This window comes from Brevundimonas vancanneytii (assembly GCF_901421975.1).
GTDB classification, from domain to species: domain Bacteria; phylum Pseudomonadota; class Alphaproteobacteria; order Caulobacterales; family Caulobacteraceae; genus Brevundimonas; species Brevundimonas diminuta.
Genome location: NZ_LR588407.1, coordinates 1,139,313 through 1,151,562, shown reverse-complemented (window position 1 = coordinate 1,151,562; position 12,250 = coordinate 1,139,313). Strand labels below are relative to the sequence as shown.

Here is a 12,250-nt window from a genome sequence, read left to right as displayed (position 1 = left end):
CTTTTTCTTTCCGGTTGCCATGCTGCAGATCAAAAACCTGACCTACAACGCCTGGGGCCGCGAGTTCCTGGACGACGCCTCCGTCAGCCTGCCGCCGGGTTCCAAGGTCGGCCTGGTCGGCCGCAACGGCATCGGCAAGTCGACCCTGTTCAAACTGATCCTGGGCGAACTGGCCGCCAACGGCGACGAAATCTCCCTGCCCAAAACCGCGCGCATCGGCTCGGTCGATCAGGAACACCCCGCCACGCCCGTCAGCGTTCTGGACACCATTCTGGAAGCCGACGTCGAGCGTCACGACCTGCTGACCCGGCTGGAAACCGCCGAACCGGAAGAGATGGGCGAGATCTGGGGCCGTCTGATCGAGATCGACGCCGACAGCGCCCCCGCCCGCGCGTCCGAAATCCTGGCCGGTCTGGGCTTCAGCCATGACGACATTCTGCGCCCGATGGCCGAGTTCTCGGGCGGTTGGCGGATGCGCGTCGCCCTGGCCGCCGCCCTGTTCGCCGAACCGGACATGCTCCTGCTGGACGAACCGACCAACTACCTCGACCTGGAAGGCGCCCTGTGGCTGGAGCAGCGACTGAAGCGCTATCCGCATACGGCCCTGATCATCAGCCACGACCGCGAGCTGCTGAACGGCGTCTGCACCCACATCCTGCAACTGTCGAACCGCAAGCTGGACCTCTACACCGGCAACTACGACACCTTTGAAAAGACGCGAGCCGAGAAGCTGCGTCTGATGGAGGCCAACAAGTCCAAGCAGGACGCCGAGCGCGCCCACCTGCAGAAGTTCATCGACCGCTTCAAGGCCAAGGCGTCCAAGGCGACGCAGGCACAGTCGCGCGTCAAGCGGCTGGAGAAGATGCAGCGCATCGAACTGCCGCCCGAAGAGCGCGTCGCCCCCTTCACCCTGCCCTCGCCGGAGCGCCCCCTGCCCCCGCCGCTGATCCGGCTGGAGAAGGCCAACGTCGGCTATGAGCCGGGCAAGCCGATCCTGAAGAACCTGAACCTGCGGATGGATCTGGACGACCGTATCGGCCTGCTGGGCGTCAACGGGGCGGGCAAGTCGACCTTCGCCAAGCTGATCGCCAAGGCCCTGACCGTCGAGACGGGCGAGTTCCACCGCGACGGCAAGATGCGCGTGGGCTGGTTCCACCAGCACCAGATCGAGGCGATGGACCCGACCGACACGCCGCTGGAGATCATCCGCCGAGCCATGCCGGACGCCTCGGAGAGCAGCCGCCGCAGCCGTCTGGCCCAGTTCGGCCTGCCGTTCGAGAAGCAGGAGACCACCGTCGCGTCCCTGTCGGGCGGCGAGCGGGCGCGCCTGCTGCTGAACCTGGTGGCGATGGATGCGCCGCACATCCTGATCCTGGACGAACCGACTAACCACCTGGACATCGACAGCCGCCGCGCCCTGCTGGACGCGCTGAACGAATATACCGGCGCGGTCATCCTGATCACCCACGACCGTTCGCTGATGGAGCTGGTGGCCGACCGGCTGTGGCTGGCCGCAGACGGGTCGGTGAAGCCGTTCGACGGCGACATGGACGACTATCAGAAGTTCGTCCTGGACCGCGCCAAGCAGGCGGGGATGAAGCCCAGCCAGGTCAAGCATGAGGAAGCTGTGGCCGAGGCTCCCGCGCCCACGCCCAAGGCCGAAAAGAAGAAGGGGCCGTCTCCGTCCACGCTCCGCCATGCGGTGAAGAAGGCGGAAGAGAAGATGGCCCAATTGACCGCCGACCTGGCGCGGCTGGACGACGATCTGGCCAACGCCGCCGTCAATGATCCGAAGAAGCTGGAAGGCCTGACCCGCGCTCGCACCAAAGCCCAGACCGATCTGGATCAGGCCGAGGTCGACTGGATCGCCGCCGAAGAAGCCCTGGCCGAGGTCTCCTGATGAGCAAGACGCCGCCCCTGCTGACCAAGGACGAGATGCAGGAGGCGTCCGCCCGTCTGCGCGCCTACCTGCGCGACGAGATGGAGGTGGAGGTCGGCCAGTTGCCCGCCGAAATGCTGGTGGAGTTCATCGGCCGCGACATCGGCCGCCTGTTCTACAACCGGGGCCTGCGCGACGCGGAGACCGTGGTGCGCCAGAAGGTAGAGGACGTCGCCGACGCCCTCTACGGCCTGGAGCGATAAGCCCCCCGCTCACCCGGCCTTCGCCGGGATGAGCGGATATTGTTTGAACTCAGCCGCAGCTGACGCGCGTCACCAGGTTGGTCTTGTCGTCGTAGGTGAAGGTCACGCGGTTCTCGCGATAGTCCATGGTCGCCGCGCAGCTGCTGCACAGGACGCGGAAGATGCGGCCTTGCGGCGCGGTCGGAATGGTCGAGCGATTGCGGCCCACATACTCCTGATAGTCGCTGGCCTTGCAGGCGACGGGGGTCGCCTCGCCGCCGGGCGCAGGCGTCGCGCCGCCGCCCTGGGTCGGGGCGCAGGCGGCCAGGGCGAGGAAGCCCGCAGCGGCGCTCAGGGTCAGAATCGTCTTCATGGCGGCGTCCTTTTCGATCAGCCGCAGCGAACCTGTTCGACCAGGCCCGTCTGCTGATTATAGAAAATATTCAAGCGGTAAGGCGAATAGTCTTCGGTTACGGGACAGGTCGTGCAGGCGACGCGACGGTTCACCACATCCACCGGAACGGGAATCTGGCTGCGCGGTTTCCCGACCAGCCACTGAAGCTCGCCGGCCTTGCACATATCGCCGTCGATGCTGCGGACGCCCGGTTCGGACAGATAGGGCCGTTCAGTGGAAGAAACCGGCGTCCGCACCGGCGCCGTCGGCTGGCCGGCGTGTCGCGCAGGCGGCGGCGAGGCGCAGGCCGACAGGGCGACCAGGCCGACGCCCAGGATCAGGCCGCTTTTTCCCAGCGGCCCTCGTCCGATTGTTTCCAGTAGGCCAGGTCGGCGCCGTCCGCCTTCAGCGTCCGCCAGCGCCCGCGCGCATGGTTCAGCGCCTGCTCGTCCCGGCCGTCGAAAATGATGAAGCAACGTGCGAACTCCTGCGTGGCCCCAAGCTCTGAATCATCGACGATGAACAGCGCCTGAGCGCCATTCAGATTTTCGCCCGATTCGGACAGGAGCACAGGCTGGCGCGCAGCGTGTCCGCCGTCAGCCCGTCCGTGCGGCAGGAAACTGTCGTCGCGATAGGTCCACAACAGCTCGTCGATATCGTCGAGCCGGTGCGAGGTCGCGCCCCGGATCAGGGCGCGCCATCCCCGCTGAAGCGTGCGCTCCAGCAGGGTCGGCAGCACCTGATCCAGCGTCGACCGCTCCAGGTGGTAGAACCAGATTTCCGGCTTGGCGTCAGACACCCGGCCCTACCTTCCTGAACTGAGGTCAGCCTTCGTAGTGGTCGGCGACCATGCGGTCGAGCAGGCGCACGCCATAGCCCACGGCGCCGTCCGGCACGGTCGGGTTCTTGGAGTCCTTCACCCAGGCGGTCGAGGCGATGTCGATGTGCGCCCACGGCACGCCGTTGGTGAAGCGTTGCAGGAACAGGGCCGCGGTGATCGAGCCGCCCGCGCGGCCATTGCCCATGTTCTTCACATCGGCGATCGGGCTGTCGATGTGGCGGTCGTATTCCGCCGGGATAGGCATGCGCCAGGACTTCTCGCCCACCTTCGGACCGGCGTCGGCGATGTTGGCGGCCAGTTCGTCGCTGTTGGTGAAGACGCCCGCGTATTCCAGGCCCAGCGAGATGATGATGGCGCCCGTCAGGGTGGCCAGGTCGATCATGAACTTCGGCTTGAAACGGTCCTGCGTGTACCAGAGCGCGTCGGCCAGCACGAGGCGGCCTTCGGCGTCGGTGTTCAGCACCTCGATGGTCTGGCCCGACATGGAGGTGACCACGTCGCCCGGACGCTGGGCGTTTCCGTCCGGCATGTTCTCGACCAGGCCCAGAACGCCGACGACGTTCACCTTGGCCTTGCGGCCGACCAGGGCGTGCATGAGGCCGGCCACGGCGGCGGCGCCGCCCATGTCCCACTTCATCTCTTCCATGCCGTCGGCGGGCTTCAGGCTGATGCCGCCGGTATCGAAGCAGACGCCCTTGCCGACAAAGGCGATGGGGGCCTCGCCTTCCTTGCCGCCGTTCCACTGGATGACGGCCAGCTGGCTTTCACGCACCGAGCCCTGCCCGACGCCGAGCAGCGAGCCCATGCCCAGCTTCTGCATCTCGGCTTCGCCCAGGATCTCGACCTTGGCGCCCAGGGCCTCCAGCTCCTTCACGCGGCGCACGAACTCGGCCGGGTACAGGATGTTGGCGGGCTCCGACACCAGGTCGCGCGCGAACAGCACGGCGTCGGCCACAGCCGACAACGGCTGGAAGGCGGCCTCTGCGGCCTTCACGTCCGAGGTCACGACGCGCACGGTCGTCACCGACGGGATCTTATCGGCCTTCTGCTTGGTCAGGTATTTGGCGAAGCGATAGGCGGCCAGGCGCACGGCGAATCCGGCGCGGGCGGCCAGTTCCGGCGACAGGTGCGACACGTCGATGGTCAGGACTTCGGCGCCCGACAGCTTGGTCGCCTGATAAGCGGCCGCAGCCGCGGTTTCGACCGCCAGATCGTCCAGCTTGTCCGCCGCGCCCGCGCCAACCAGCAGGACGGCGTTCGCGTCGATCCCGGCCGGAGCAGCGACGTTCAGGCTGCTGCTGGCGGCGCCGTTGAAGCGGCTGTTCTTCATCGCCTTGACCAGGGCGCCCGAGGCGGCCTGATCCAGCGCCGGTCCGGTCCCAGCCAGCGCCCGCCCTTCATGAACCAGCAAGGCGAGAATTTCGGCTGCACCCGACGAAGCGACGAATTCGATTTTCATAAACTGACTCCAGACCGAGAAATCATGCCCCGGTCACGCTTGAATTTGCCATGGTCGCGGCGACGGTTTCGTCGGGGCGGCCGGATGTGTATTACATGGCTCGCATCGCCCTGGGCTGCAACACGCTCGCAGCCGATTATACGACCTTACCCGCCGCATGACCCTGATTCAGAGGTATCTTTTCCGCCAGATCGGCCTGCCCATCGTGGCGGCGGTCGCGGCGCTGGCCGGGATAGGCCTGCTGAGTCAGAGCCTTGATCAATTGGAGGTCATCGTCGAGCGCGGCCAGAGCGTCTGGGTCATGGTCAAATTGACCTTGCTGGCCCTGCCGCAGCTGATCGCCGTCATCCTGCCCATCGGCCTGTTCGTCGGCGCCCTGATCGCCCTGACGCGGCTGCAGCGCGAGCAGGAGCTGACCGCCGCCTACGCCGCCGGGGTCAGCCGCTGGGCCCTGATCCGGCCCGCCCTGCAGATCGCCCTGATCGTCACGGTCATCTCCCTGCTGGTGAACGTCTTCGTCCAGCCCTGGGCCCAGCGCGAGGGTCGCCGCCAGGCCTTCGCCATCCGCACCGACCTGGCCGCCCTGCTGGTCGAGGAAGGCCGCTTCGTCCAGGGTCCGGACGGCCTGACCGTCTACGTCCAGCAGATCGAGCAGAACGGCCTGATGAAGAACCTCTTCGTCTACCTGGACAACGGCAAGACGGTCACGACCTGGGACGCCGAGACGGCCCGCTTCGGCCGCGTCGACGGCCTGCCGGTGCTGACCATGCAGAACGGCTCGATGCAGCGCTATTCCTCGCGCGAGGTGCTGAACCAGCTCTCGTTCGACCAGCAGGTGTTCGACCTGTCGCCCTACGCCAAGACCAGCGAGCGCATCCGCTTCAAGCCGTCGGACCTGTGGCTGACGGACCTGTTCGACCCGACACCCGCCCTGCTGGAGACCGCCGGAACGCGCGGCGAGCTGGCGGCCGAGGGCCATTCGCGCTTGGCTTCGCCTCTCTACGCCCTGGCGGCGATGGCCTTTGCGTTGGCGGCCATCCTGGGCGGCGCCTTCAGCCGCAGCGGCTACGCCGGACGCATCGCCAGGGCCGCGGGCGCCTTCCTGATCCTGCGCGTCATCGGCTACGGCCTGGTGGCCGGCAGCGCCTGGAACGGCGCGCTCAACATCCTGCAATACGTCGTGCCGCTGGCCGCCACCTTCCTGGCCCTGCGCATCCTGTTCCGCGCGCTGAAGCCGCGCCGTCGCCGCACCTGGGCGCCGCTGGAACGCCTGAAGGCGAGGTTCGCATGAGGCTCCGTCTTGGCCGCATCGAACGCTATGTGCTGATCCAGCAGATGAAGTCGCTGGGCGTGGCGCTGGCCGTCATCGCCGCCCTGGTCATGCTGATCGACTTCGTCGAGGTCTCGCGCGGGCTGAATTCGTCCGGCGAACTGTCGGGCGGGCGCATCCTGGGCCTGGTCATGGTCAAGTCGCCGTCGGTGATCGTGCAGCTTCTGCCCTTCGTCTTCCTGTTCGGCACGCTGGGCGCCTTCGTCAGCCTGAACCGGCGCAGCGAGCTGATCGCCATGCGGGCGGCGGGCGTTTCGGCCTGGCGCTTCGTCTTGCCGGCGGCAGGCGCGGCGGTGGCGCTGGGCGTGCTGACGGTCACGGTGCTGGGCCCGATGGCGGCGGCGGGCGACGCCGTCTGGCAGCGCGAGCGCGCGCGCATCTCCGGCTCGGTTCCCGGCAGCGAATCGGGCCAGGCGGTCTGGCTGCGCGAAGGCGACGCCAACCGTCAGATGATCATTCGCGGAGGCCGCCAGGAGCAGGCCAGCGGGCGACTGCTGGACGCGACCTTCTTCATCTACACCACGACTTCAAGCGGCCGTCGCGTCTTCACCGAGCGGGTGGACGCCGCCACGGCGACCCTCAACGCCGGGCGCTGGCGCCTGACCGACGCCTCGGGCGCGCAGACGGGCCAGCGGGCGGTGCGCTACGCCACCTTGGACCTGCCGTCCAACCTGGCCGACGAAGAGGCCTTCCAGCGCTTCGCCAGGCCGCAGTCGACGCCCTTCTGGTCCCTGCCCAATCAGATTCGCAGGATCGAGGACGCCGGCTTCGCCTCGACCGCCTACCAGCTGCGGCTGCAACAGCTTCTGGCCACGCCGCTGATCTTCGGCGCCATGTCCATTCTGGCGGCGGCCTTCTCGCTGCGGCTGATGCGCCTGGGCGATCTGGCGCGGATGACGGTGGCGGCCGTGGTGCTGGGCTTCGCCTTCTTCTTCCTGAATCAGTTCTCCTCAGCCATGGGTTCGGCCGAGGTCGTACCGCCGATCATCGCCGCCTGGCTGCCGCCTATATTGACGGCTCTCGCCGCCTTTACCTTGCTGTTCTATACCGAAGACGGCTAATCGAGCGGTTTCCGCCCGGCCGGTAATGAGTGGACACCGCATGACCCATCGCCGTCTCCCCCGCATGGGAGCCCTGCGCCTTCGGCTGTTGACCGGCGCGGCGTTGGTCATAGGCGCGCCCCTGTCTGCGCCAGGACTGGCCCACGCCGCCCAGGCCCAGGCGCCGGCTCCGGCCCCCGCCGTTCAGGCGGCGCCGCAAACGGCCGCTCAGACGCCGGGCGCAGACGGTCTGACGCCTGACGCCGTCTACATGGACGCCGATTCCGCCCAACGTGAGGGCGACCTCGTCTCGGCCCAGGGTTCGGCCGAAGATCGGGTCATGGCGCGTTTCCAGGATCACAGCCTGCGCGCCAAGGACGTCACCTATGACCTGCAAAGCCAGGTCGCCACGGCCTCGGGCGACGCTGAACTGACGGCGCCGGACGGCTCGGTCGTTCACGCCGAACGCATCGAACTGGATTCTGATTTCAAGACGGGCGTGGCCGTCGACCTGGCCACGCGCCTGTCGAACGGCTCCAGCCTGATGGCCGCCACCGCCGTGCGCCGTTCCGAAACGGTCAGCGAGCTGAACAACGTCATCTTCACTCCCTGCCCCATCTGCACCGTGGACGGCGCGGCCAAGACGCCCAGCGTCTCCATCCAGGCCTCCAAGGCGGTGCAGAACGAAGAGCTGCGCGCGATCCTGTATCGCGACGTGGTGTTCCGCCTGGGCGGCGTGCCGATCTTCTACCTGCCCGCCTTCTCGCACCCCGACCCCAGCGTAGATCGGGCGTCGGGCTTTCTGGTCCCCTGGGGCGACTATCAGGCCGGACGGGGCGTCTCGCTCGAACTTCCCTATCTGCACGTCATCTCGCCGTCCGAGGACGTTCTGATCAGCCCGCAGTTCAACACCAGGGTCGAGCCTCTGCTGAACCTGCAATGGCGCAAGCGATTCACGGACGGCATGATCGTGGCGCGCGGCGGCGCCACCTACGGCCGCAGCTTCGGCGACTTCGACCTGGACGGCGACGGCGACGCGGAGAGCAACGTCCGCTTCGGCGACAAGACGGCGCGCAGCTATCTGCTGGCCCACGGCGCCTTCGACCCTGACGGCCCGTGGCGCTGGGGCTTCACGGCCGAGCGCGTCTCGGACAAGACGCTGTTCGACCGCTATGACGTGCGCGACGCCTATCAGGACAACGGCCTGTATTACGGCGACAGCCGCCGTCTGATCAGCCAGATCTACGCCGAGCGTCAGACCCAGCGCTCCTATCTGTCGGTCGCCGCCTTCACCATGCAAAGCCTGCGGGTGGCGCAGTTCGACCCCGTCACCCCGGCCCTGAACGTCTTCGAGGACGACAACACCCTGCCGCTGGTGGCGCCCCTGATCGAGGCGCGATGGGAGCCGGAAGGCCCCGTCTTCGGCGGCCGCCTGCGTCTGCGCGGCTCCGCCGTCGCCCTGACCCGCGACGCCTATGTCGGCTTCCCCACACTGGCGCCCGAACTGATTCCCGGCGGCCCGACCGACGGCCTGCCCGGCGTCGACAGCCGCCGCGTCACCGGCCAGGCGGAATGGCGCCGCGCGATGATCTCGCCCATCGGCGTGCGCTGGGAGCCGTTCGTCGACCTGCGCGCCGACGTCTATTCGGTGGCCGACCTGCCGCCCGCCATGGGCGTCGAAAACGAGACCTACGCGCGCGCGCGCGCCAGCGCCGGGGTCGACGTCAGCTACCCCCTGTACCGCCGCCTCAGCGCCTCGTCCGATCTGATCCTGGAGCCGATGGCCCAGTTGTCGATCTCCAACAAGGCGGACCTGGATCGACGCATTCCGAACGAGGACAGCCAGATCACGGAGCTGGACCACCTGTCCCTGTTCCGCATGGATCGATTCCCCGGCTACGACCTGCTGGAGGGCGGCTTGCGCTTCACGGCGGGCGCGCGCGCGACCTTGCACTGGGACGAGGTGCGCTCGGCCAGCCTGTTCATCGGCCGCAGCATGCGCGCAGACGACCAGGACGAATACCTGACGCCGATCCCGGACGATCCGACGCGCCTTTATGACCCCTCGGGTCTGGCCAGCCGGACCTCGGACTGGGTGGTTCAGGGGTCATTCAATCCCTCGGATCGCATGCGCGGCTGGTTCCACGCCACCATCGACGGCAATGGCCAAGTTCGTCGGGCCGAGGCGACCGTCGACGGCCGCTGGGGACGCCGAAACCTGGCCAGCGTAAGCTACATCGTGGACAGCTCGAACCCCTTGGACGGCCCCGAGAACCGCAACTACGAGTTCGTGCAGCTCTCCGGTCACCAGTTCATCTACGGCAACTGGGGCGTGGCGGTGACGGGGATCGCCGACATGCAACGCGACATCGTCACCCGGTCGGAGGTCGGCCTGCTGTACGACGACGACTGCTTCCGCATTGAGCTGGGCTGGCGGCGCGACAACACGCGCGTCCGGCCGACCGGCCCGGCGGAAGGCGTTTATATCCGTCTTAACCTCGCCACTTTTGGGGCTTCAGGCTATGATCGCAATGATATGCGGTAGGCAGGGCGCGCATTGCGGCGTAGGGGAGCTTGCGCCCCGGCGCTGCGGCGTGGCGATCGCCGCCGACCGGCTCGGGACCGCTTTAGGGAATCAGGACTGACGATGGGTTTGATGCGTTACTCTACGGGAGCCGCCCTGGCCGCCCTTATGGTCGTGGCGGCCGTGGAGCCTTCCTCGGCTCAGACTCCGGCGTCTCCCGCTCCTGCGCAGGCCGCGCCTCAAACGCCGGCCGCCGGCGCGCTGAACCCCGCCGCCGAGGAAGCGCCCCAGCGCACGGCGCCTGCGCCGCAGTTCCGCCTGTCCGACGGCATCATCGCGACGGTCAACGACCGCATCATCACCGGCTTCGACCTGCGTCAGCGGATGCTGGTTCTGATGGCCATGACCCAGGTCCAGCCGACCGAAGAAAACATCGGCGCCATCCAGCAGCAGGCGCTGAACGACCTGATCGACCAGCACCTCCAGGCCGCCGAACTGGCCAAGTTCGAACAGCTCAAGATCGGCGACGCCGAAATCGATCAGGAAATCGCCGACATGGCCCGCCAGGCGGGCACGACGCCGGCCAGCTACATCAACTTCTTGGAACAGGGCGGGATCAGCATCCCCGCCTTCCGCGAGCAGATGCGCACCGAGATCGGCTGGCGCGAACTGGTCGGCGGCCGTTTCCGCGACCGCGCCCGCGTCGGCAAGAGCCAGGTCGAGCAAACCATGCGCCAGATGACCGAATCGGCGACCAAGCCTCAGTATCTGATCGGTGAAATCTACCTGGAAGCCGCCCGCGTCGGCGGCATGCAGGAAGCCATGAACGGCGCGCGCCAACTGGTGCAGCAGATGATCCAGGGCGCGCCCTTCATGGCCGTGGCGCGCCAGTTCTCGGCCGCCCCCTCGGCCGCCCGCGGCGGCGACGCCGGCTGGGTGGTCCAAGGCACAGTCCAGCCCGCCCTGCAGTCCGTCATGGACACGCTGGAGCCCGGCCAGCTGTCGAACCCCATCCCCGTCGATGGCGGCGTCTACATCCTCTACATGCGCGACAAGCGCTCGGGCGCCTCGACCAGCATGGTCAAGATGAAGCAGGTCATGGTCGAGCTGCCGGAAAACGCCGATGAGGCCCAGGTCGCCGCCGCGACCCAGCGCCTCGAGGCCCTGCGCGGCCAGCTGACCTGCGACAACATCCTGACCCGCGCGCGTTCGGAACCGGGCTTGCTGGGCGCCGATCTGGGCGAGAGCGACGTCGCGGACCTGTTGCCGCAGTTCCAGCAGGTCGCCCGCTCGGCCGAGGTCGGCTCAGTCAGCACGGCGGTCCGCACCCCGCTGGGCGTGCACCTGCTGGCCGTCTGCGATCGCCGCCTGGGCGGTCCCGACGCCCCCTCGGCGCAACAGGTCGAAGCCCGTTTGCAGAACCAGAACTACGCCATGCTGGGCCGCCGCTATCTGCGCGACCTGCGGGCCGACGCCCTGATCGAAATCAAGCAATGACGACGCTCCGGCCGCTCATCGTCACGATGGGCGACCCCGCAGGGGTGGGGCCGGAGATCATCGCGCGCGCCTGGTCGGTGCTGGGCTCCGCGCCCGGCCCCCTGGCGCCGGTCGCGCCCTTCGTCGTGGTCGGCGACGCCGATGTTCTGAAGGCGCAGGGCCAGCCGGTCGAGGCCGTCCTCAGCCCCGCGGACGCCGCCGGCGTCTTCGGCCGCGCCATCCCCGTACTGCACCATCCGGCGCCCGCCCCCGTAACGGCGGGTCAGCCTGAGCCCGCCAACGCCGTCGCCGTCGCCGACTGGATCGAGCGAGGCGTCGATCTGGTGCTGTCGGGCGAAGGCTGCGGCCTGGTGACGGCGCCAATCGCCAAGGCGCCCATGTACGCCTCCGGTTTTCGCTTTCCCGGCCACACTGAGTTCATCGCCGAACTGACCGCCGACGTCCCCTTCAGCGGCACGCGCGGCCCGGTGATGATGCTGACGGCGCAGAATCTGCGGGCCTGCCTCGTCACCATCCACGTGCCGATCGACCAACTGCCCGAACTGGTGACGGGCGAGCGCGTCGCCCGCGTCGCCCGCGTCGTCCACGAATCGATGAAGCGCGATTTCAGCATCAACGCCCCGCGCCTGGCCCTGGCCGCCCTGAACCCCCACGCGGGCGAAGGCGGCGCCATCGGCCTGCAGGAGGTGACGGTGCTGCGGCCCGCCGCCGAGGCCCTGCGCGCCGAGGGATTGAACATCACCGATCCCCTGCCCGCCGACACCCTGTTCCACGAAGAGGCGCGGGCGCGGTATGACGCCGTAGTCTGCCTTTATCACGATCAGGCGCTTATCCCGGTGAAGACGCTGGACTTCTGGGGCGGGGTGAACGCCACTCTGGGCCTGCCCATCGTCCGCACCTCGCCCGACCACGGCACCGGCTTCGACATCGCCGGCAAGGGGATCGCCCGCGCCGACAGCTTCATCGCCGCCGTCCGCCTGGCTTCGGAGATGGCGTCCGCCCGCGCCAACCGATAGCCTTCTCCCCTCGGGGGAGAAGGTGGCA

The 12,250-nt window shown here is 68.0% G+C and carries 11 protein-coding genes; 7 read left to right on the top strand and 4 right to left on the bottom strand.

Annotated features, from left to right (window positions below):
• The first annotated feature begins 19 nt into the window (after window positions 1-19).
• Both FGL25_RS05560 and FGL25_RS05555 read left to right on the top strand, forming a co-directional pair.
• On the top strand, window positions 20-1,900 hold the full coding sequence (locus tag FGL25_RS05560) for an ABC-F family ATP-binding cassette domain-containing protein (RefSeq protein ID WP_138141167.1): 1,881 nt from the start codon (window positions 20-22) through the stop codon (window positions 1,898-1,900).
• Entirely contained in the window at window positions 1,900-2,142 is a 243-nt protein-coding gene (locus tag FGL25_RS05555; protein ID WP_003165418.1) for a DUF2164 family protein, read from the top strand. Before FGL25_RS05560 ends, FGL25_RS05555 begins: the two co-directional genes overlap by 1 nt.
• A gap of 49 nt (window positions 2,143-2,191) precedes the next feature.
• Here FGL25_RS05555 and FGL25_RS05550 read toward each other — a convergent pair whose 3' ends face one another.
• From FGL25_RS05550 to FGL25_RS05535, 4 genes are all read right to left on the bottom strand, one after another.
• Window positions 2,192-2,494 (bottom strand): hemolysin, encoded by a 303-nt coding sequence (locus FGL25_RS05550; RefSeq protein WP_046654251.1) that lies wholly within the window; start codon window positions 2,492-2,494, stop codon window positions 2,192-2,194.
• Window positions 2,495-2,511: 17 nt separating this feature from the next.
• Window positions 2,512-2,772 (bottom strand): hypothetical protein, encoded by a 261-nt coding sequence (locus tag FGL25_RS05545; RefSeq protein WP_232464015.1) that lies wholly within the window; start codon window positions 2,770-2,772, stop codon window positions 2,512-2,514.
• Between the two features lie 80 nt (window positions 2,773-2,852).
• Entirely contained in the window at window positions 2,853-3,314 is a 462-nt protein-coding gene (locus FGL25_RS05540) for a DNA polymerase III subunit chi (RefSeq protein WP_003165424.1), read from the bottom strand.
• A 25-nt stretch (window positions 3,315-3,339) separates the two neighbouring features.
• The gene (locus FGL25_RS05535) at window positions 3,340-4,815 is read right to left on the bottom strand and encodes a leucyl aminopeptidase (RefSeq protein WP_138141166.1); all 1,476 of its coding nucleotides are present in this window, start codon (window positions 4,813-4,815) and stop codon (window positions 3,340-3,342) included.
• Window positions 4,816-4,972: 157 nt separating this feature from the next.
• Between FGL25_RS05535 and FGL25_RS05530 the strand changes: the two genes are divergently transcribed.
• From FGL25_RS05530 to pdxA, 5 genes are all read left to right on the top strand, one after another.
• Complete coding sequence (locus FGL25_RS05530) at window positions 4,973-6,106, top strand: LptF/LptG family permease (protein WP_138141165.1); 1,134 nt, start codon at window positions 4,973-4,975, stop codon at window positions 6,104-6,106.
• Window positions 6,103-7,206 (top strand): LPS export ABC transporter permease LptG, encoded by a 1,104-nt coding sequence (gene lptG / locus FGL25_RS05525; protein WP_088409909.1) that lies wholly within the window; start codon window positions 6,103-6,105, stop codon window positions 7,204-7,206. The genes FGL25_RS05530 and lptG overlap by 4 nt, the downstream gene beginning before the upstream one ends.
• Before the next feature lie 40 nt (window positions 7,207-7,246).
• Complete coding sequence (locus tag FGL25_RS05520) at window positions 7,247-9,730, top strand: LPS-assembly protein LptD (RefSeq protein ID WP_252970045.1); 2,484 nt, start codon at window positions 7,247-7,249, stop codon at window positions 9,728-9,730.
• A gap of 111 nt (window positions 9,731-9,841) precedes the next feature.
• Entirely contained in the window at window positions 9,842-11,206 is a 1,365-nt protein-coding gene (locus tag FGL25_RS05515; protein ID WP_223850868.1) for a peptidylprolyl isomerase, read from the top strand.
• Window positions 11,203-12,222 (top strand): 4-hydroxythreonine-4-phosphate dehydrogenase PdxA, encoded by a 1,020-nt coding sequence (gene pdxA, locus FGL25_RS05510; RefSeq protein WP_138141164.1) that lies wholly within the window; start codon window positions 11,203-11,205, stop codon window positions 12,220-12,222. The genes FGL25_RS05515 and pdxA overlap by 4 nt, the downstream gene beginning before the upstream one ends.
• The last annotated feature ends 28 nt before the right edge of the window (window positions 12,223-12,250 follow it).